This is a genomic window from Bradyrhizobium sp. Unk1 (assembly GCF_059512345.1).
Window position 1 is genome coordinate 1 of record NZ_JCAMOP010000283.1, and the last position, 246, is coordinate 246.

1 protein-coding gene is annotated in these 246 nt (G+C 68.7%); it reads left to right on the forward strand.

Annotated elements, in window-relative coordinates:
• On the forward strand, window positions 1-246 hold a 246-nt coding region (locus AC5ZFO_RS48500), incomplete at both ends, for a helix-turn-helix domain-containing protein (protein WP_496124334.1).

Genomic DNA, 246 nt, shown 5'->3' on the forward strand with positions numbered 1-246 from the left:
CTCGGGGGCGGCAAGCATGCCGCCCGCAAGCTCAAGCGGGCGCAGATTTTGCTTGCGGCTGATGTCGGCAGCCGCGACGAAGAGATTGCCCGGACCGTGAGCGTCAGCCTCTCCACCGTCGGTCGGACCAAGCGCCGCTTCGTGGAGGGCAATCTGGAACGGGCCTTGAGCGAGGAACCGCGTCCGGGCGCCGAACGCAAGCTGACGGGCAAGGAAGAGGCCCTGCTGGTGGCGACGGCATGCGCC